Annotated in this window: 19 protein-coding genes; 10 read left to right on the top strand and 9 right to left on the bottom strand. The window is 71.2% G+C overall.

The window, feature by feature from the left end:
- Nucleotides 1–23 precede the first annotated feature (23 nt).
- Both AB0E88_RS04840 and AB0E88_RS04835 read right to left on the bottom strand, forming a co-directional pair.
- Nucleotides 24–1,292, bottom strand: coding sequence for an extracellular solute-binding protein (locus tag AB0E88_RS04840; RefSeq protein WP_361623813.1), 1,269 nt, complete (start codon nt 1,290–1,292; stop codon nt 24–26).
- 245 nt (nt 1,293–1,537) lie between these two features.
- Complete coding sequence (locus AB0E88_RS04835; protein WP_361623810.1) at nt 1,538–2,062, bottom strand: HPP family protein; 525 nt, start codon at nt 2,060–2,062, stop codon at nt 1,538–1,540.
- A gap of 530 nt (nt 2,063–2,592) precedes the next feature.
- Here AB0E88_RS04835 and AB0E88_RS04830 point away from each other — a divergent pair.
- The 5 genes from AB0E88_RS04830 to AB0E88_RS04810 all read left to right on the top strand — a co-directional run bounded on the left by AB0E88_RS04830 (nt 2,593) and on the right by AB0E88_RS04810 (nt 6,973).
- The gene (locus AB0E88_RS04830; RefSeq protein WP_361623807.1) at nt 2,593–3,210 is read left to right on the top strand and encodes a hypothetical protein; all 618 of its coding nucleotides are present in this window, start codon (nt 2,593–2,595) and stop codon (nt 3,208–3,210) included.
- The gene (locus tag AB0E88_RS04825; protein ID WP_361623804.1) at nt 3,207–3,818 is read left to right on the top strand and encodes a toxin; all 612 of its coding nucleotides are present in this window, start codon (nt 3,207–3,209) and stop codon (nt 3,816–3,818) included. Before AB0E88_RS04830 ends, AB0E88_RS04825 begins: the two co-directional genes overlap by 4 nt.
- Nucleotides 3,815–5,002, top strand: coding sequence for an MAB_1171c family putative transporter (locus AB0E88_RS04820; RefSeq protein ID WP_361623801.1), 1,188 nt, complete (start codon nt 3,815–3,817; stop codon nt 5,000–5,002). Before AB0E88_RS04825 ends, AB0E88_RS04820 begins: the two co-directional genes overlap by 4 nt.
- Nucleotides 4,995–6,392, top strand: coding sequence for an FAD-dependent monooxygenase (locus AB0E88_RS04815; RefSeq protein WP_361623798.1), 1,398 nt, complete (start codon nt 4,995–4,997; stop codon nt 6,390–6,392). The genes AB0E88_RS04820 and AB0E88_RS04815 overlap by 8 nt, the downstream gene beginning before the upstream one ends.
- 170 nt (nt 6,393–6,562) lie before the next feature.
- Nucleotides 6,563–6,973 carry a nuclear transport factor 2 family protein gene (locus AB0E88_RS04810; protein WP_361623795.1) on the top strand — a complete coding sequence of 137 codons (411 nt, stop codon included), beginning with the start codon at nt 6,563–6,565 and terminating at the stop codon, nt 6,971–6,973.
- A gap of 140 nt (nt 6,974–7,113) precedes the next feature.
- Here the strand turns inward: AB0E88_RS04810 and AB0E88_RS04805 are convergent, their stop codons facing one another.
- Entirely contained in the window at nt 7,114–7,833 is a 720-nt protein-coding gene (locus AB0E88_RS04805; RefSeq protein WP_361623792.1) for an alpha/beta fold hydrolase, read from the bottom strand.
- 156 nt (nt 7,834–7,989) lie between these two features.
- Between AB0E88_RS04805 and AB0E88_RS04800 the strand changes: the two genes are divergently transcribed.
- Nucleotides 7,990–8,523: a 2'-5' RNA ligase family protein gene (locus tag AB0E88_RS04800; RefSeq protein WP_361623789.1), complete on the top strand. Its 534-nt coding sequence runs from the start codon at nt 7,990–7,992 to the stop codon at nt 8,521–8,523.
- A 151-nt stretch (nt 8,524–8,674) separates the two neighbouring features.
- On the opposite strand, the gene AB0E88_RS04795 is transcribed toward AB0E88_RS04800, so the two are convergent.
- Entirely contained in the window at nt 8,675–9,499 is an 825-nt protein-coding gene (locus AB0E88_RS04795; protein WP_361623786.1) for an isocitrate lyase/phosphoenolpyruvate mutase family protein, read from the bottom strand.
- A 322-nt stretch (nt 9,500–9,821) separates the two neighbouring features.
- On the opposite strand from AB0E88_RS04795, the gene AB0E88_RS04790 reads away from it, so the two are divergent.
- Both AB0E88_RS04790 and AB0E88_RS04785 read left to right on the top strand, forming a co-directional pair.
- Nucleotides 9,822–10,454, top strand: a complete 633-nt coding sequence (locus tag AB0E88_RS04790) for a LysE family transporter (protein ID WP_361623783.1) — start codon at nt 9,822–9,824, stop codon at nt 10,452–10,454.
- A 171-nt stretch (nt 10,455–10,625) separates the two neighbouring features.
- Entirely contained in the window at nt 10,626–10,796 is a 171-nt protein-coding gene (locus tag AB0E88_RS04785) for a hydrophobic protein (protein WP_146464684.1), read from the top strand.
- A 79-nt stretch (nt 10,797–10,875) separates the two neighbouring features.
- On the opposite strand, the gene AB0E88_RS04780 is transcribed toward AB0E88_RS04785, so the two are convergent.
- From AB0E88_RS04780 to AB0E88_RS04760, 5 genes are all read right to left on the bottom strand, one after another.
- Nucleotides 10,876–11,319 (bottom strand): MarR family winged helix-turn-helix transcriptional regulator, encoded by a 444-nt coding sequence (locus AB0E88_RS04780; RefSeq protein ID WP_361623779.1) that lies wholly within the window; start codon nt 11,317–11,319, stop codon nt 10,876–10,878.
- 100 nt (nt 11,320–11,419) lie between these two features.
- Nucleotides 11,420–12,301 carry an NmrA/HSCARG family protein gene (locus tag AB0E88_RS04775; RefSeq protein ID WP_361623776.1) on the bottom strand — a complete coding sequence of 294 codons (882 nt, stop codon included), beginning with the start codon at nt 12,299–12,301 and terminating at the stop codon, nt 11,420–11,422.
- Between the two features lie 439 nt (nt 12,302–12,740).
- Nucleotides 12,741–13,157 (bottom strand): ester cyclase, encoded by a 417-nt coding sequence (locus AB0E88_RS04770; protein ID WP_361623773.1) that lies wholly within the window; start codon nt 13,155–13,157, stop codon nt 12,741–12,743.
- Between the two features lie 184 nt (nt 13,158–13,341).
- Nucleotides 13,342–14,376, bottom strand: coding sequence for a GDP-mannose 4,6-dehydratase (locus tag AB0E88_RS04765; protein ID WP_361623770.1), 1,035 nt, complete (start codon nt 14,374–14,376; stop codon nt 13,342–13,344).
- Nucleotides 14,373–15,635, bottom strand: a complete 1,263-nt coding sequence (locus AB0E88_RS04760; RefSeq protein WP_361623767.1) for a UDP-N-acetylglucosamine--N-acetylmuramyl-(pentapeptide) pyrophosphoryl-undecaprenol N-acetylglucosamine transferase — start codon at nt 15,633–15,635, stop codon at nt 14,373–14,375. The genes AB0E88_RS04765 and AB0E88_RS04760 overlap by 4 nt, the downstream gene beginning before the upstream one ends.
- 63 nt (nt 15,636–15,698) lie before the next feature.
- On the opposite strand from AB0E88_RS04760, the gene AB0E88_RS04755 reads away from it, so the two are divergent.
- Both AB0E88_RS04755 and AB0E88_RS04750 read left to right on the top strand, forming a co-directional pair.
- Nucleotides 15,699–16,409, top strand: coding sequence for a response regulator transcription factor (locus tag AB0E88_RS04755; RefSeq protein WP_361623764.1), 711 nt, complete (start codon nt 15,699–15,701; stop codon nt 16,407–16,409).
- Entirely contained in the window at nt 16,406–17,842 is a 1,437-nt protein-coding gene (locus tag AB0E88_RS04750) for a HAMP domain-containing sensor histidine kinase (protein ID WP_361623761.1), read from the top strand. Before AB0E88_RS04755 ends, AB0E88_RS04750 begins: the two co-directional genes overlap by 4 nt.
- The last annotated feature ends 89 nt before the right edge of the window (nt 17,843–17,931 follow it).

Genomic DNA, 17,931 nt, shown 5'->3' with positions numbered 1-17,931 from the left:
GCCCCCCCGGATGCGGTTGAGCGTCACTGCCGCTGGGTGACGCCCCGCGCCTCCTGGGCGATGTCCTCCAGTACGGTCTTCGGGTCGGCGGTGGGTGCCACGGCCTTGCCGATGTTCCGCTTGATGATGTTGCTGACCTGCAGCCAGGAGGGGTCGTTGACCGGGTAGAGCTGGGCCGTGCGCAGCGCGGTCAGGAACTGCTCGGCGCCAGGGTCCGTCGCCGTGGCCTGGGTGGCCGTCACCGTCGAGGGCAGCAGGTGGTAGCGCTCGGCGAACGCGCTGAGGTTCTTGTCCTCGTAGACGAAGTTCACGAACGAGCCGACGAGTTCACGGTTGCCGTCGTGCTTGAAGGCCATCATCCAGTCGGCGACACCCACCGAGGGCGGGGTGATCCCCTCGCTCAGCGTGTCCGACACCGGCATGGTCAGCGTGCCGACTTTCATGCCCTTCGCCCTCGCCTCGTTGAGGAGCGAGGGATAGCCGTTGACCATGCCGACGTCGCCGCGCAGGAAGGCGGTGAAGGCGTCCTGCCGGTTGAGCGCGGCCGGCGGCGTCGGGCCGGTCAGGCCGGGCGTGACCAGGTTGTCCTTGATCCAGCTGAACGTCTCGGCGTTCTGCCGGGACGCGATGCTGTATCCGCCGCTGCCGTCGGTGTATCCGCCGCCGTTGCTCAGCTCCCAGATCAGTGCCTCGGCGTGCGCCTCCTCGGGACCGAGCGGCAGGGCGTACGGGTAGGGCACGCCGTCCTTCTTCAGCGCCTTCGCCGCGTCCTTCAGGTCCGACCAGGTCTTGGGCGGCTTCGCTCCGGCCTTGTCGAACAGCTCCTCGTTGTAGAAGAGCAGCCGGCTGCTGGCCACGAACGGCAAGCCGTAGAGGGTGTCGTCGATCGAGCCCGCCTCCGCGAGCGGCGGCAGGAAGTTCGCCTCCGCCCGGATCGGCAGCAGATCACTGGCCGCGTAGAGGCGGCCCTGCGCGGCGAAGTCGGAGTACGCGCCCATGAGCGCCACGTCCGGAGCGTCGTCCGCCTGGACCATGCGGGTGACCTCGCGGTCGACGTCGGCCCACGGGTAGATCGTCACCTCCACCTTCTTGCCGGGGTGGGCGGCGGTGAAGGCGGCGGTCAGTTTGTCCCAGTACGCCTTGGAGCCGTTCGCCGGGTTGTCGCCGTACTCGGGGACCACCAGGCGCAGCGTCGTCCCGTCACTTCCGGACGAGCCGCAGGCGGTGATGAGGGAGCCCAGTAGTCCGAATGCGGCCACGGAGGCGGCTATGCCGAAAAGTCTTGGTCGCACGGATCGTTCCTTTTGATCATTTCCAACGGTGCATCCGGAATCTTCTCTCGGCCGACGGAGATATGCGCCCCCTGTGAAGCAATTGTGGCCATAGCTCCAACTGCACCGATTACTTATGGTGTCTTCCGATATGCCGGCGCCCATTCCGGCGGCCGCGAACCGCGCAACGGCGAGGCGGGGTCGCGGCTTTCGCCCCCGTCACCCAGGACGCGTGAACGCGTTCGTCGGATATGCGCGGTCGTAGGTCACCACCAGTAGGCGGGATAGCGAGGCGCATGCCTGGGCAGCCCGGCGATGGTCCCGGCGCTCACCAGGAGCGCGGTCGCGGTGAGCAGCAGGGTGAGAAACCTCAGCGGGGCGGGTGACTGGAGGACGACGATGACGGCGGTGGCCACCGCCGGCGAGTGGGGCGTCCTCGTGATCATCATGGTGCCCAGGGCGAGGCCGCCTGCCAGCGCGGCAGCCCATGTGGAACTCCCGAAGGCGGCCAGGACCAGGTAGCCGCCGATCGCCGACAGCAGGTGGCCGCCGATCAGGCTGCGTGGCTGGGCGAGGGGCAGCCGCGGGGTGCTGTGCACGAGGGCGGCGCTGGCGGCGAGGGGCGGGATGAGCAGCGGTTCGTGCAGGACGGCGCCCACGGCGGCCAAGAGCAGCAGCACCGAGACGACCGAGGTCGTCGCGTGCAGGGCGTGACGGTGCCCGGCGGGGGCCGGCGCGCGGCCGGCGAGCAGGCGCTGGGCAGCCGGGCGTGGTGTGGTGTCGGTACTCATGTGTCTCTCGGGACCTGGGCCTGGGCCCTGACTGCGGCTGGTGTGGAACGGTCCCGTGCTGAGTGTGCAACGCGCCCCGTGATCGACGTGGGCTGACCTTGCGCCGAGCATCCGATGGGGGCGGCACAGTCCTGGCTCTTATTAAACCAGCAGGTGGCGGCGGCACCGCGGGCGGCCCCCGGAGGCCGCACAAGGCGGGGGCCGTAGCCGAGTCGTACGGCCGTCGAAGGGCCGGCGGTGTCGCCCCCACCGCGACACCGCCGACCCAGCCGAGGCACCGCGTCGTCCCCCGACGTCTCACGCGGGATCCTCGGCCGGCTCCGTCCGGCGTCGACACGTCCGGACGGAAGCTGTGCGGGCAGGCAATCGGAGCGAACACCTCCGCTGCCCCCGGCGATATTGCTACGGCTGATCACCACCTGTCAACGATGGTTTTCAGATGGCCAACGATCGTATTGAGGACGCGCTTCCCGGTGCGTAAAGTGCGGGTGCACAACAGTCGTTGGTCCTCGACCTCCTGGAGCACAAGGGTGGAAGCAGCCCCACCGCTGCCGCAGACGCTGCAGCGTCTGCGCGCGCTCATCCAAGAGCAGGGACTCGACCAGTCCGCGCTGCTCGACCCCGAGAACCTCGCCGAGCAGACGGCACTGCCGGAGGAAACGGTCCGCACCCTGCTGCAGGGTGAGGCGACGCTCCCCGCCGACAGCGTCAACGACCGTGTCCGCAGCCGCATCCGGACCCTCGCGCAGGCCTACATGAGGCGCACCGGCAGCCGGATGTCCGACCTCGCCTCGCGCATCTCCGAGCGCCTCGGGGTGTCCGAGGTCTGGGCGCGCCTCGTGTGTGACGGCAAGAAGGTGCCCAGCGTCGAACTCCTCCACGGTCTCGTGGGGTTCTTCGACGTCGAAGGAGGTGAGGCCTTCTTCACCGCGCCGGCCGACGAGGCCCTCAACCGTGTGCTGATTCCCCTGGTGGACCGGCTGCGGACCCATGAGGACGGTGACCCCCTGCTGGCGCTGATGGACCGCTACGGAGTACGGGCCACGGACCTGCGCATGCACGGCTCCCTGACCCGCGAGCAGCTCGAGCGTCTCCTCGAGGGAGTGCTCCGCTCGGTCGTGCCCCCGGCGGAAGGCCGGCGCCAGTGACGTCCAAGGCCATGAAATCCCTGCTGACCGCCCTGGGCCGCGAGGCCGCCCGGACGATTCAGCGCCCCGCCGAACCGCACGAGGTGATGGAGGGGTTCTGCCGTGCCATGAGCGCCCGCACCAAGCGGCCCATCCAGCTGGTCTTCCGGCCCTTCCCGCCCGACCTCCCGGTCTCCGGCATGCGACTGGACTGCGGCGACCACTCCATCATCGTGGTCGAGGAACACACGGTCCCGGAGGCCCAGTTGGTCATCCTCGGACACGAACTGTGGCACGAGGAGCAGCACGACTGCGGTCATCACGTGGCCGGAATGCCGGCGGCGGCGCGGACCCTCACCGCCGACCGGGCACCCGAAGCCGTCCAGCGGGCGGTGCATCAGATCCTCACCGCCCACGAGGTGCCCCGGGACGCCCTCGTGACCGTTGCCGCCCGCGCGGCCGCGGCCGACGACCACGAAGTGGACGCGGAAACCTTCGGCCTCCTGTTCGGCCGCGAGGTCCGCACCTGGATGAAGGGCCGCTACGCGGAAGGCCCCCTCACCCAGTCCACCGTCGAGGGACGCATCAACGTCTCCCTCATCAACCGTGGCGGCCGCATACTGTCATGACCTCCTCCTTCCACGTCCCCTACGCGGTCCCCACCGTCCTGCTCGCCGTAGCGTTGCTGTTGAAGCTCCCCACGTTCCTGCGTGCCTGGCGTGACCCGGAAGTGCTGGCCACGACCCTGCTGCTGTTCTGGGCCACCGCGGCCCTGGTGGTGATCATCCCGGTCAACATCGAGCGCCTGAACGAGCTCACCGGCGTCCCCAACATCGCCGCACCGTGGGCGTACTCGTTCCTCACCGCGTCCTGCGCCACCGGCCTGACCATGATCATGCGGTGGAGGGAGGAGCCCTCCCCGCGGCGGCGCCGCAGGATCCGGCGCATCTACTGGACGTACGCCGGCATCATCGTGGCGCTGTGGGTGACCTTCATCCTGGCGGACGCTCCACGCGAGCGCCTCTACGACCTGGACACCTACTACGCCAACACGCCCTGGATGCGCGAGCACATCCTGCTCTACCTCCTCGCGCACCTCGCGTCCTGCCTCACCGCCGTACACATGCTCTGGAAGTGGTTCCACGAGGTGGGCAACCCCTGGCTGAAGACCGGGGTCGTCCTGCTGCAGATCGGCTTCTCCAGCGGCCTGGTGTTCGACGCGGCGAAACTGACCGCGCTCAGCGCCCGCTGGTGCGGCGCCGACTGGGACTGGCTCAGCACCAAGGCCGCCCCTCCCTTCGCCTTGACGGAGGCGGCGCTGATGGCGGTCGGCTTCATCGTTCCGCAGGCCGGTCCCGCGGTGAGACGTCTGGCTCGTGACCAGAACGAGTACTGGCGGCTGCGCCCCCTGCACCGTGCGGTGCGCGCCGTCGAACCGGCCACCGCCGCCACCCGCTTCGGCCCTTGGATCCCCCTGGACCTGCGACTCCTGCAACGCCAGCAGCGCATCCACGACGCACTGCGCCTGCTCAACCCCTACTTCGACGGCGAGTTGTACCGCAAGACGTACGCACAGGCGGCGCACACCCATCCCGAGACCAAGGCACGCGCCACCGCCGGCGCGATCGCGATCCGTGACGCCGTTGCCGCCTACGCCGCGGGCAGACCTCGTCACACACCCCGGCCGGCGCAGATCAGCACCCACATCGCGCAGGACCTGAGCGCGATCTCCACCGCGCTCCGCCGCCCTCGCACCCTTGACCGCGTCCGCCGGCGGGCAGCCCACACAGAAAGCGTGACCACGCATGCCTGACAGCATCACCACCCGCCGGCCCGCCGCAGTCGTCATAGGCGCCAGCGCGGCAGGACTGTTCACCGCAGCCGTGCTCACGGAGTTCGCCGACGTCACCCTCATCGAGCGAGACCGACTTCCCGACGGACCCGAGCCACGCCGCGGCGTCCCTCAGACCCGTCACGCCCACCTGGTGTGGAGCGGAGGTGTCAACGCCTTCGACGAACTCCTGCCCGGTCTCACCGACGCGGCCGTCGCCCAGGGCGCCCGACTCGTGCGCATCATGGGCGACATGATCTCGCGCGCCCCCAACGAGGTCTGGTTCCGCCGCTTCCTGGCGACCCACCACCGCAACCTCGTGTGCTCCCGCGATCTCCTGGACTCCGTTCTGCGGGAACGCGTGCTCAGCCACGCACGCGTCACCCTCCGGGAGGAGACCACCGCACTGGGCCTGACAGGCGACGGCACACGTGTCACCGGCGTACGCGTGCAGTCTGCCGGCGAGGACGTCACCCTTCCCGCGGACCTCGTCGTGGACGCCTCCGGACGCGGCTCCCGCGCAGCGCAGTGGCTTGCCGGCCTCGGCCTGCCCGAGGTCACCGAACGCGAAGTGAACGCCGGTGTCACGTACGCCACCCGCCTGTTCAAGGCCCCGGCCGGCGCCGGCGACAGCTTCCCGCTCGTCAACGTGCAGGCCAACCCCGCCAAGGCCCCCGGCCAAGGCGGCATCATCCTCCCCATCGAGAACAGCCAGTGGCTCGTCACCCTGGCCGGCACGCGCGGCGGCGAACCCAGCGCCGATGCCGACGCCTTCGTGCCCTTCGCGCTGGGCTTCGGCGACCCGGTCATCGGCCGGCTCCTTCGGCATGCCGAGCCGATCAGCGACGTCGTCACCACCCGAAGCACCGCCAACCGGCGCCGCTACTTCGAGAAGATGAAGGGGTGGCCCGACGGCTTCATCGTGATGGGCGACGCGATCGCCGCGTACAACCCCGTCTACGGCCACGGCCTGACCGTCGCCGCCCAAGGCGCCCTCGCCGTCCGCGACGTCCTGCGCGCCAAGGGCATCACCGCACCCGGTGCGGCGCGTCGGCTGCAACGCGCCGCGGCCCGCCCTGTCGCCGCAGCCTGGGACCTCGCCGTCGGCCAGGACGCGTTCTACCCCGGCGCCGCGCACACCCCGCCCACCGCCATGGAGCGTTTCCTGGCCCGCTTCGTCGACAAGGCGGTGGAGACCGGGGCCCGCAATCCGCGTGCCATGGGTGCGCTGCTGGACGTGATGAGCATGGAGAAGCCCGCCACGCGCCTCTTCTCCAAGGACATGCTGATCCCGATGCTGTTCGGACCGCGAAAGCCCCACCTCCAGGGGCCACCGCTGCGCGAAGAGGAACGCGCCGTCATGGACCGCTAGTTCGCACTCCGCAGTGTGGTCGCAACGCCGTCGACCCCGTGCGACAACCTCGCGTTGTCGGTCCGGCGGCCTGGTTGTTGGCCGGGAGGCCACTGCGCGCGGTCAGATGGTCAAGTAAGCGACACCACGGGACGACCGAGGACCGAGCCACGCCAGTGAGGAGCACGACCATGACCACCACCGACCCCAGGGCCGTAGTCATCCGCTACATCGAGGCCGTGCGCGACGGCGACGCCGATGTGATCCGCAACAGCTTCTCCCCGGACGCGACCTGGCACTACCCGGGCGACCTGCCCATGTCCAAGGTGTGGCACGGCCGCGACGTGATCGTCGACGAGTTCCTCGGCGGCATGGGGCCGCTCCTCGTGCCCGGCACCCTGGAGATCGCACTCGTCAGCACGATCGCCGAGGGCGACCGGGTGGTGGCCGAATGGACCTCCAAGGCCGAGACCGTGCACGGCGGCACGTACGACAACCGCTGCCTCGGCATCTACACCGTGCGCGACGGCAAGATCACCGCTGTCGTCGAATACGCCGATACCCAGCACGTGGCCGCGGCCCTCTTCCCGGACCACGTCTGAACGGGCCGGGCGAACCCGCCCTCCTGGGCCCGGCCTCGGGCGCATGGCCCCGGCGGACCAGCGCCCGGCGGACAGTGTCATCGGTGCCGGTCACGCCGAGGTCATCGGTGCCGGTCACGCTCCGAGATCATCGGTGCCGGTCACGCCCGAGATTCTCCGACGCTGCGTGTACGCCCTGTCGCAGCGGCACTGCCTTCGCCGAGCAGCAGTGCGGCGACGGCCTCCGGGGCCTCACGCATGGCGTCGTGCCGGGTGGGGAGGTCGTGGACGGACCACGTGGGATCGTCTCGCAGACGGTTGCGGAGGCCGGCGAACGGCGTGCGGTCTTCCCACCCCGAGCAGTAGATGAACTCCCGACGGGGGACCTGGTCGATCATGCCGGTGAGCCGGATCGTCTGCAGGAACGAGGCGAGGGGATGGGGGCGACGGCGGGGATCGCCACCGTCCGGCGGGCGGACGGCGTAGCCGGTGCCGGCAGCGCCCGCCACGAACGCCTGCCGGTAGCGCTCGGTCGTCGCGGACCAGCACGACTCGCCATCACGGGGCACGTAGGCGTCGAGATGCACCAGACGCGAGACCCGGCCATCGGCGCGGTCGGCGGCCGCGCCGATCACCATCCCGCCGTAGCTGTGGCCGACCAGCGTCGCGTCGCTGATGGGGGCGCGATCGAGGAGCCGCAGAACGTCCTCGGCGTGGGTGTCGAGGTTGGCGGCCGCGACCGTCGACGCGTCGTCGTCCGGCCGCAGACCGGTCAGGGTGAGCGCGTGAACGGTGTGACCGGCACGCTCCAGCAACGGAACGACCGTCTCGAACGCCCAGGAGCCGTGCCAACCGCCGGGCACGAGGACGAACGTCGCCATGCGTCTCTCCTTCTGTCAAGTCGCATTAGGACCAGGACTATTGAGGATGGAACCACATCCCTGCACCACATCGAGACGGGTGCTGGCGGCGTACAGGTGGGTGGTGCGCTCGCCGGGCGCGGCGGGAGCGGCGGTGATCGCCGGTAGGCTGCGGCGGTGCGTACGGTCGAACTCCTGTTGGACGAAGCGGCGGATCTGGTGGTCCGGGAGGCTTGGCGGCGGCTTGCGGACGCGGGTTTGCCCAGCCAGGCCAGGCACCGCTCACCGACCAACAGCCCGCACCTCACCCTGGCTGCCTGCCCGGAGCTGACGGCGCCGATTCGCTGGGAACTCGCCGAGGTGGCGGCTGCCCTGCCGCTGCCGGTGCGGTTCATTGGTGTGGTCCGCTTCGAGCGGCCCACTTCGGTTCTGGCCTGGGCGCTGGACCTCGACTCCGCACTGGCCGACGTGCACCGCCGGGTGTGGGAGGCGGTGGTCTCGGACAGCCCGCCCGAGACCCTCAACCCTTTCCACGCACCCGGGCGCTGGAGCCCGCACATCACCCTGGGCCGGACCCGGCGGGCCGGTGCCTTCGCCGGTCGCCGGGTCCCGGACTTGCTGCCGGCGCCTCCGCTGTCGGCCCGGCTCACTACCCTGCGCAGCTACGACACGGAGACCGGCGCCCTGGAGGTGCTGCAACCACGTTCCTGAGACGCCCCTCGGCACCGACCGGTCGGTCCGCGGCGCGCGGCGTCACGCCGCGGTGTACCGGGCCCGTGCCACCAGCCGGGGATCCGCCTTGGGAAGGCCCGAAGGGTTTTCGCGCTCCGAGAGAGCGCCCCTGCAGCGTCCGGAGCTCACGTCAGCGGGTGCGCGGGTCGGGGAACATGCCGTTGAGCTCGGAGAAGGTCATGGCGTCGGCGAGTGGGCGGTAGTCGCCCGTGTCGTACAAGTGGCGTGCGGCGCGGCGGGCGGCGGCGTAGGCGGTCTGGGCGATGCCCGAGCCGAGGCTGACGCGCGCGACGCCGAGGGCACCCAGCTCGGCGACGTCCGGCGCTCCGGGGCCGGCCATGATGTTCACCGGTACGGAGATGGCCTCCGTCAGCTCCTTGATGGTGGCGGGGTCGGTGACGCCGGGAACGAAGATGCCGTCGGCGCCGGCGTCCACGTATCTCCGTGCACGCTCCAGTGTGTCGCGCAGCCGGGTGGTGGGGTCGCCCAGGCCGAGGAGGTACGTGTCGGTTCGGGCATTGAGGAACAGAGCCACTCCCGCCCGTTCCGCCGCGCCCCGGGCCGCCTGCAGCCGCGCCTCGAGGTCGGCCGGCGGCCGGGTGCCGTCCTCGATGTTGACACCCACGGCACCCGCCTCCAGTACACCCGTGACGGTGTCGGCGACACGTGCGGCGTCCCGCCCGTACCCGCCCTCGATGTCGGCGGTGACCGGCACATCGACCGCCGCGACGATACGAGCGATGAGCTCCAGCACCCGGTCAGCGGTGAGGCCCTCCCCGTCCGGGCAGCCCAGCGACCAGGCGATCCCGGCGCTCGTGGTGGCGATTGCGGGCGCCCCCGCGGCCGCGATGACACCCGTGCTCGCGACGTCCCAGGCGTTGGCGAGCGCGAGGGGGCGTGCGGAGGTGTGAAGGGAGCGGAAGAGCAGGGCCTGGTCCGGCTGCGCTGTGTTCATGCGGTGAGCCAACCACCAGACGACTCCGCCGTCCGGCAGGAATCCGACATTGACCCAGCCCTGGAGTGGGCTGCGAGCGGGGATCCAGGTCTGGGCCGATCAGGTTTCATGGCGCGTCCGGACCCGGCCCGGAGCCGTCCGCGGCAGGGCCTCGAGGGAGGCGCGGCGCCTGAGTAATTCGGTTGCCCGAGTGGCCGGCGCACGCCGAGGATCTGCCCATGACCACGATGACCGCTCCCGTGCTGCGTATCCCCTTCTCCGCCGTTGCGGAGTCGGGCCGGCAGCAGCCGGGCCGCCCGTGGAGGTCCGATTCGCACCGCGCATGAGCGCGGCCCTGGTCGCGGGACTCCTGGCCGGTTATGGCATCGCCATGCCGGTGGGAGCGGTCGCGGCCTATCTCGTGGCCCTCACTGCCCGGACGTCGTTGCGGGTCGGCGCCGGTGCCGCTCTGGGCGTGGCGACCGCCGACGGTCTGTACGCGCTGAACTCCGTGATCGCCGGCTCAGCGCTCGCACCCGCGATCGAGTCGGTGACGGTGCCTCTGCGGTGGGCGTCGGCCGTCGTGCTCGCGGCCCTGGCCTCCAGGAGTGCCGTGACGGCCATCGTCCGGTACCGCAAGCGGCAGGTCGGCGCCGGTCCCGACCGGGAGCTGATGAGTCCGGTGGGGGCCTATCTCGCGCTCCTGGGCGTCACGATGATGAACCCGGTCACGGTGATCTACTTCGCGGCCCTGGTGATGGCCGGCCAAGGGACGACCATGTCCGCTCGGGGGGATCAGGTGGTGTTCGTCCTGGCGGCATTCATGGCGTCCGCCAGTTGGCAGTTGTTCCTGGCCGGCGGCGGAGCGCTGCTGGGCCGCGCGCTGACAGGGCCCCGGGGGCGCCTGTGCACCGCCCTGGTCTCCAGCACGGTGATCCTGGGGCTCGCTGCCCACCTGCTGCTGTCCCGGTCGTGATCGGCGTGATCCGCGGGCCGCGGAAGCGATGAGCGGCCGCCACGCGTCGTATGCGGGGCGAGGGGACTCGCAGGGGACATGCTGATGCCCCCTACGCCGACGAACTAACGCCTGAATCCTGTGCTTATCAGGCTGAAGCAAGGGCATTCGCTGGCCAGGAGGTTGATATCAATGGTTCCCCTGCTTCTGGTTCTTCTGCTGGCTCTGATCCTCTTCGGCGCGGGCTTCGCCCTGAAGGCGCTCTGGTGGATCGCGGTGATCGTGCTGGTCGTGTGGCTGCTCGGCTTCGTCGTCCGCTCCGCCGACGGCGCAGGACGGAAGGGGCGCTGGTACCGCTGGTGACGTAGGCAGCAGCAGACGCGTCAGCATGCGGATGCGGGCCCGGCCGAGTGCGGCCGGGCCCGCATCCGTGCGGAGGGGGCTACGGCGAAGGGACCGACAGGGCCGAACGGCCTGCGCCCGTCGCCTTTTCCAGGTTGTTGCTCATGCGTTCCAGGACACGGACGGCCGTGTGGTACTCCTCCAGGGAGATCCCGGCCATGGACACCTCACGGAACGCGTCGACGCGCGCGGCCACGTCGGTCAAGCGACGGCGGCCACCCGGTGTGAGGGTGAGCAGTCCCGGTGCGGGACGGTGTGCCCAGCCGTCGGCCAGGACCGTGTCGATGGCTTCGGCCAGCGTGGCGGTGTCGGCGTTGGCGGCGAGGGACGACAGGACTTCAGTGTCGGCGGTCTCGGGGGTGCCGTGGATGACGTTGAGGACCTGCCAGGCGATGCGTGTGAGTCCGAACTCCTCCAGCATGCCGTTCATGGAACGGGTGAGCGCCTTGTCGGTGCGGTTGAGCCAGTAGCCGATCGGTTTCATGGGTGTGCTCCTTCGCTGGTGGCCTGGTCGGACTGGTTGGGGAGGGCGTTTGCGGCCCGAGCCTGCGGGCGCACCTGGTCGCGGGCGCAGGTGGCGGCCGTCACCGATGTACGGGCGCCGCTGCCAGGAGGGTGGCCCAGTCCTGGGTGGCGGCCCAGTCGGTGAAGCTGTGCCAGCCGACCTCGGGGTAGTCGCGGTGCAGCCCGGCGACGTCGACGTCGAGGCCCGCGGTGGTGAAGTACGCGAACATGGCCGCCAGGTCGGCCGAGTGGGCCCGGACCTGGTCGAGGGGCACTTCCTGGTGAGCGACCGGGAGACCGATGGCGGTCGTGAGGATCTCCGCGATCTGACCGGGGGTGCGCTCGTCGGACGCGATGTCGATGCGGTGGCCGGTGAACTCGTCACGGCGCTGGAGGACCAGCGCGGCGAAGGCACCGATGTCGACGGCGGGGATGAGCGTGAGGGACTGGTGGGCAGGCATGGGCCAGGCGAAGGTGCCGTCGCGCAGCCCGTCGAGACTCCAGCCGGTGGCGTAGTTGTCCATGAACGCGGCCGGAGCGATCACCGTCCAGGGCACCCCGGCTGTACGCAGGTGCTGCTCGATCAGGAGTTTGCTCTCGTAGTGCGGGACGCCGGTGCCCCGGTCGGCGTGGGCGGCGGAGGTGAACACGATGTGCCCGAGACGGGCCTGTGCCGCGGCATCGGCGAGGGCTTTGCCCTGCCGGACTTCGGTGGCGGTGTCGGTGCCGAACGGGGTGGTGACCGCGAAGAGCGAGTCCGCTCCCGTGAGGGCGCTCACCAGTGAGGCGCGGTCGTCGAAGTCGGCATGGCGCACCTCGGCGCCGAGGCCGCGCAGGATGTCGGCCGCGGGCGAGGCGGGCCGGCGGGTGAGCGCGCGCACGTGATGGCCGGCGGCGAGCAGGGCGCGGGCGGTGGCCCCGCCCTGGGCTCCGGTGGCTCCGGTGACGGCAACGGTGAGCATGGGTCTCCAAGGATCGAAGTAATTGCGTGACGCATTAACTGTGTCTCACAGGAGAATACAGCTGTTTCGTTGCGTCGCGCAGCGATTTCCTCGGTCGACCGTGCCTGCGCAAACCGCGCGCCGCCTGGCCGGAGCGGAGGATGAGTGAGCGGCGTTCGATCCCTGTGCCGCACTGACCGCGCTGGTGCCGGTGTGCCAGCAGCGTGAAGTAGCCCTCTTCGTAGGGCTGTTGGAAGGGGCGCGGCGGCCGGCGGGCCAGGCGCGCCCGGGGTCTCCGGCCGGGGGCCCGCGGCATGGTGTGGGCGGTGGCTACCGCCACTCATAGTGGGCGTGCTGCCGCCGTTGCCGATGCCTCGGCGCGCTCCGCGCGAACCAGCACGGTGGCGGCGAACCCTGCAGCCGGGTCCCGCAACTCCAGTCGGCTGCAGCCGAGTCGCCGTCAGGCAGGAGGCAGCAGTTCGAGTTGCTGGAGCATGGAGAGCTGATCGACCACGTGCCAGTGTTCGGCGATCCGGTCGCCGTCGACGCGGTAGATGTCGATGCCGGCGAAACTGGCCGTTCGTCCGGTGGGAGGGATGCCGAGGAAGGTGCCGGAGTGGGTGGCGTCGTTGGTCCAGCGGACGACGACACGGTCGCCCTCGGCGATGACGTCGTGAAGGGTGAACCGGGCAGACAGCCCTTCCACGAGCATGCTCACGCGACTTTTCAGCCCCTCGCGGCCGGGGCCCTGGCCGGGCAAGGGATCATGTTCCTCGTAGTCCGGGGCGGCCAGCTCGTCGACGACTTCCACGTGGCGACCGTTGAAGACGTCGTCGTACAACCGACGCACGAGCGCTTTGTTGGCTTCGGTGGACATGTGATGCCTCCGCCCAGGTGGGGAACCGTTCGGTTCACCTTGGCACGCGTCGGTCCACCCACGACCGGTGCAAGGCCGCAGCCTCCCACGACTGGAGCAAGCTGCGGCCTGACCGTCTCACAGCTGTGCGACGACTGCTCCAGCCGGCTCGTCACAGCCTGTGCGAGGAACGGCCGCCGGTGGGTCAGACCTGGTAGCGGTCGGTGACGAAGAGGTGGAGGTGGGCGGCGATCCAGTCGGAGGTCCGTCGCAGCCCTTCGTCCAGCGGCACCGTCGGCTCCCAGCCGGCCCAGTCGCGGGCTCGGGAGTTGTCGGAGAGCAGCCGCTGCACCTCGCTGCCCGCCGGGCGCAGCCGGCCGGTGTCGACGACGACCTCGGCGTCCCGCCCGGAGGCGGCGATCAAGGCCTTGGCAAGGTCGCCGACGGAGATCTCCCGGCCGGTGCCGAGGTTCACGCTGTGGCCGACGGCCCGGTCGCATGCGGCCAGTGCGAGGAACCCGGCGGCGGTGTCGGTGACGTAGGTGAAGTCACGGGTCGGGGTGAGCGAGCCGAGCCTGATCTGCCGTGCGCCGGAGTGGAGTTGGGACAGGATGGCGGGGATGACGGCGCGGGCCGACTGCCGCGGACCGTAGGTGTTGAAGGGCCGTACGACGGTCACCGGCAGCTCGAAGGCGTGCCAGTGCGACAGGGCCGTCATGTCGGCGCCGATCTTGGACGCCGAGTACGGCGACTGCGGCTGCAGCGGGTGGTCCTCGCGGATCGGTGCGGTCCGGGCGGTGCCGTAGACCTCGCTGGTGGAGGTGTGCACCATACGGCGTACGGCATGGCGGCGGCACGCCTCCAGGACGTTCTCCGTGCCCACGACGTTCGTCTGCACGTACGCGCCCGGCGAGTCGTAGCTGTACGGGATACCGATCAGGGCGGCGAGGTGGAAGACCGTGTCGCAGCCGGCCACCGCGTCCATGACCCTGCCGGGGTCGCGGACGTCACCCGCGATGGTCTCCACCGGACTGTGCGGGTCGGCGAAGTGGTGCGCGAGGTGCCCCTTGTCGGCGTACGGCTTGTAGTGGACCAGGGCGCGGACCCGGGCCCCGCGGGAGACGAGCAGGTCGACGAGAGTGGAGCCGATGAACCCTTCGGCGCCCGTGACCAGCACGGTGCGTCCGCTCCAGTCGAAGCCGGCCGGGGCGCTGGAGGAGGGGGAGGTGGTGTCGTTCATGCTGCGGTCTCCGAGTCGGGGTGGGAAGGGAGGAGCGAGGGGGCGTGCGGGGGTGAGGGCGTCGATGGGGGGCCGGACAGGAAGGGGGATCCTGCGGCGCCGTGGGACGGGGACGCCCCACGGCCGGCCAGACGCAGGACGTGAGCGGCCAGCAGGCCGGCGGCCCGGGCATGTCGGCCGGGAGGCGCGGCGGCGGCCATCGCCGTCAGCCGGTGCGGCTGCGCCAGCAGAGGCTCGGTCAGCGCGGCGAGCCGGTCGGCGTCCGTCTCGGCGTCCGGCAGCAGCAGCCCGGCGCCGGCATCGGTGAGCACCCGGGCGTTGTGGGTCTGGTGGTCACCGGGCGCGTAGGGGTACGGCACCAGGACGGCGGGGGTGCGGGTGGCCGACAGCTCGGCCACGGTCGCGGAACCGGCCCGGCACACCACCAGGTCGGCGGCCGCGTACGCGAGATCCATCCGGTCCAGATACGGTACGGCGCTCGCCACCCGGTCACAGCCGGCCTGGTGCAGCTGCCGCCGGACGTCCTCCAGGGCGGCCGGACCGGTTTTGATCAGCAGGTGGACGTCCGTACGCTCCCGCCAGCGCCGGGCGAGGCCGACCGCGGCGGCCGTGAGCCGGGCGGCACCCAGGCTGCCGCCGTTGACCAGGAGCAGCCGGCCCTCCGCGGGAACGCCCAGAGCCCGACGGGCGGTCGTGCGCAGCCGAGGGCGGTCCAGCGCGGCCAGGTCCGCCGCGATGGGCATGCCCACGACGTCCGCGTGCCGACCGCCCGCGAGGTGCGCCCTGCTCTCCTCGAAGGCGAGCGTGATCTGGTCGGTGAGCAGCGCCGCGAACCGGTTGGCGCGACCCGGTACCGCGTTGGACTCGTGGATCACACTGGGCAGTCCGGCCAGGCGGGCACCGACGATGACCGGTGCGCTCGGGTAGCCGCCCATCCCCACAGCGACCTGCGCGCCCTGCTCCCGCAGGACGGCCCGGCACTGGCCACCCGACCTCGCCAGAGCGGCGGGCAGCAGGAACCGCTTGGCGCCCAGCGACGGATCGAAGGGGATCATGTCGACGGTGTGCAGCCGGTAGCCGGCCTCGGGGACGAGCCGGGTCTCCAGCCCGCGCTCGGTGCCGACGAACGAGATCACGGCGTCCGGCACGGCCCGCCGCAGCGCGTCCGCCAGCGCCAGCCCGGGATAGATGTGGCCGCCCGTGCCCCCGGCACCGATCACCACCGACAGAGGGGACTGAGATGTTCGTGGTGTCCTCATGCCCCTCACCCTGCGGGCGGTGTCTAAGAACCTTTTAAGACGGCGTTTGGCAGGCTTGCTGCCATGAACGGTGTCGGTGAGAGCCCGAGAGCCCCGAAGATCCTGGTGGTGGACGACGAGCCCGAGGTGCGGTACGCCGTGGAGGACGGGCTCGCCGTGGAGGGCTACGAGGTACGCGGAGCACAGGACGGCCTGGCGGCACTGGCCGCCGTCGCCCAGTGGTCCCCGGACGCCATGGTGCTGGACGTGATGATGCCCGGTCTCGACGGGCTGGCCGTCTGCCGGCGGCTGCGTGCCCTCGGCGACAGGACCCCGGTGCTGGTGCTGACCGCACTGGGCTCGGTGAGTGAACGGGTCGACGGCCTGGACGCGGGCGCCGACGACTACCTCGTCAAGCCCTTCGCGCTGGACGAGCTGGTGGCGCGGATCCGCGCGCTCCTGCGCCGCACCGCGCCCGCCGCACCGGAGACGGCCGGAGAACTGGCCTTCGCCGACCTGATCGTGGACCCGGCCACACGCACCGGACGACGCGGGGAGCGAGCCATCGAGTTCAGCCGTACCGAGTTCCTGCTCCTGCAGCTGCTGCTGCGCCACCCCCGGCAGGTACTGCCGCGCGAGACGATCCAGGAACGCGTGTGGGGCCGGGACTTCGGTCCCGACTCCAACTCCCTCGCCGTCTACGTCGGTTACCTGCGCCGCAAACTGGAAGCCGACGGCGAGCCCCGGCTGGTGCACACCGTGCACGGCGTCGGTTACCGGCTGGACCTGTCGTGACGCCGGCCCCGCGACGCCGCCCACCACGCGCCGACGGCCCCGCGCACGCGCGATGGCTGCGCCGGCGCCCGCTGCGCACCAGGCTGACGCTCGCCGCCTCCTGCGCGGTGGCCGTCGTGGCCGTCGGTATGTGTGCTGCCGCGTTCCTGGTGATCCGTCACGAGCTGCTCCACCAGCTGGACCTGCACCTGACCCAGTCCGCGCGGCTGGCCGCCCAGCAGTACCGGCACGAACCCGTGGGTGTGGTGCAGGGCGAGTGCCGCTATCTCGCCGCCCCGGCCTGCGCCCAACTGGTCCCCGCGCAGGCCGCCCAGGACCCCGTCCAGCCGTACCTCCTCCCCGTCACCCAGGCCACTCGCGAGGTCGCCTCCGGAAGCCGAGGTGCCTACTACCGCCATCTGGAGCTGGCCGGCCACAGTGCCAGAATGCTCACCACCCACCTGGGCGACGGGCGAGCCCTCCAGGTCGCCGTGCGCTCCGACACCGTCGACCGCGGGGTGCGGCAGGCCGCCGGTCTGCTGTCCGTCGTCGGGGCGTCCGGCGTGCTCCTGGCCGGCGCACTCGGCTTCTGGGTCTCCCGTACCGGGCTGGCCCCGGTCAGCAGACTCACCGCCACCGCCGAACGCATCGCCGCCACCCGCGACGCCCGCCACCGCATCGAGCTCCCGCCCGAACGCGCCGGCCGCGACGACGAGATCACCCGGCTCGCGGCGTCCTTCAACACCATGCTCGGAGAACTGGAGGAATCCGTCAGCGCCCGGCGCCGACTCGTCGCCGACGCCTCGCACGAACTGCGCACCCCGCTGACCGCGCTGCGCACCAACGCCGAGCTGCTCGCCCGGTCCTCCCGCCTCACCGACGCCCAGCGCGAACGCGCGGCCACCGCGCTCAGCCGCCAGCTGCGGGAGGTCACGGTCCTCGTCAACGACCTGATCGAGCTGGCCCGCGAGGAGGAACCGGATCCGCTGATCGAGGACGTACGCCTCACGGCAGTCGTGACCCACGCCGTCGACGCCGCCCGCGACCACTGGCCGGCCGTACCCTTCCTCCTCTGCGTGGACCCGGATGCGGAGGCCGCCACCGTCGCGGGCGTGCCGGCCCGCCTCTCCCGCCTCCTGTCGAGCCTCCTCGACAACGCCGCGAAGTTCAGTCCGCCCGGACGCCCCGTCGAGGTCACGCTCACCCGACCTCCCGGCCACCTCGAACTGACGATCCGTGACCACGGCGCCGGAATCGCCGGGGAGGACCTGCCCTACGTCTTCGACCGCTTCTACCGCGCCCGCACCGCCCGCGCCCTGCCCGGCTCCGGTCTCGGCCTGGCCATGGCCCGCCAGATCGCACGCGCCCACCACGCCGACCTCACCGCCGAACACGCCCCCGGCGGCGGCGCGTTGTTCCGCCTGCGCGTCCCCGTGGAAGGCGTCGGAAGGTGACGGTCGCGTGGACGCAGATCTCCGGGAAGCAGACGGCCTCGGGACGGTGGTCCAGCGAGCCCGCGACCGGCCTTCTCGAAGGTGAAGCG

It is taken from the genome of Streptomyces sp. NPDC028635, from assembly GCF_040637635.1.
Classification (GTDB): domain Bacteria; phylum Actinomycetota; class Actinomycetes; order Streptomycetales; family Streptomycetaceae; genus Streptomyces.
This window is presented reverse-complemented; position numbering and strand designations above follow the sequence as displayed.